The organism is Candidatus Paracaedibacter symbiosus, from assembly GCF_000757605.1.
GTDB lineage: Bacteria > Pseudomonadota > Alphaproteobacteria > Paracaedibacterales > Paracaedibacteraceae > Paracaedibacter_A > Paracaedibacter_A symbiosus.
The window spans coordinates 2464-3827 of sequence record NZ_JQAK01000029.1 but is presented as its reverse complement, the minus strand read 5'-3'; the positions used below and the strand labels follow the sequence as shown (position 1 = coordinate 3827).

At 36.3% G+C, this 1364-nt stretch carries 1 protein-coding gene and 1 pseudogene; both read right to left on the bottom strand.

The annotated features are described in order from the left end of the window. Positions 1 to 141 precede the first annotated feature (141 nt). Positions 142 to 765, bottom strand: coding sequence for a transposase (locus IG80_RS0111900; RefSeq protein WP_032114245.1), 624 nt, complete (start codon positions 763 to 765; stop codon positions 142 to 144). A 1-nt stretch (position 766) separates the two neighbouring features. Further along, a pseudogene (locus IG80_RS17135) lies at positions 767 to 1039 on the bottom strand (transposase); the annotation flags it as partial. Positions 1040 to 1364: the final 325 nt, after the last annotated feature.

Genomic DNA, 1364 nt, shown 5'->3' with positions numbered 1-1364 from the left:
ATAAAAGTGGTCCTGTTGCTAACGTAATTTTTGTTGTGATTTTAAGTTGAGTTATGTTGGGCTTTAGATTATGGCCTGATTTAAGCTTTAAAGCGGCTTGTTTTTGTCTAAAAGTCCGAGAAAAGCCAATTTTGGACAGACCTATCCTATGGGCTCTCCTTGGAAAGGTGTCGCAATAACAAGCATCCTCTTAAGATTAAAACAGATGGCTTGCATAAAGGCCGCAAACTGATTCTTAACAATTCCCTTGTACCTTACTCTTTTTGGATCTTGAGAGAAGCCCCTCTCATAAGGAGCTCTGATCTTTGTATACCAGTGATCTTGGTCTCGATTTTTATTCTTCCTATTATTCTTTTTAATAACGGCTAAATGACATCCTTTAACAGCAGATGTTTTTCTGGCAGAAGTGGTACAATAACCTTTGTCTGCATAAATAGCGCCTTGCTTGGGGCAGACATGTTTAAGGCCCTTCGCATCTGTTTGATTCGCAGGCGTTACAGCCACCTTATTAATCAACCCTGATTGCATATCAACACTCACATGCTTCTTATACCCATACCAGTATTTATTCTTTCCCTGACAGCCAATACGAGCCTGCTTATCAAAAACAACCTTAGGTAAAACTTCATTATTAAGCTTCTCGTACTTCTCTTTAATGTCTTTATCTCTTTCTTCCCATAAAGTGGCTTTGGCAATGAAGTGGTTCGCATCCACAAAGGTAAAGACCTCATTCATATAACCTTGGGATTTTAGTTGATCTCTCAACTCACCAAAAAGGCGAGATAAAAGAGATGTCCCTATCCTCTGGCGCGCCCGGGTAAAAAGCAGTATGATCAGGTGTCGATTCAGTCAGAGAAAATCCACAGAACCATTTGCCTGCCATATTCTCTTGCAAAAAGATCTCAAGCTCTCGATCACTCAAGTCTTCTAAAAACTGAAGTAACAAACACTGAAAAAGAAGAGTTAATCCATAACCTTCATGAGGGTTATTACGCCTTGCTGTTAATAAAAGCCTATCAACTCCTTTGAAATCCCAAACCTTTAAAAACCTCGATAGCGATGGTTGTCAGACATAACCTTATCTAAACAAACTATCTCCACCTGTTCCATAAATCCCTCCATAGACCTTGATCATAGAAACATTACAACAATTCTAAAAATATGTCAGTCCGCAACAGTCCCTTTAAGGCAACAAGAGGAAGACAATCCCAAAAGGTTAACAAATTATTAATATAATATTAATAATACATTAACAAATGTTTAAGGAATTTCTAATAATATAAAGAATAAAGATATAAGTATATTATCTCAAAATTTAATATATAATACAATAAAATCAATAACTTTTTACTTGATATTTTTAA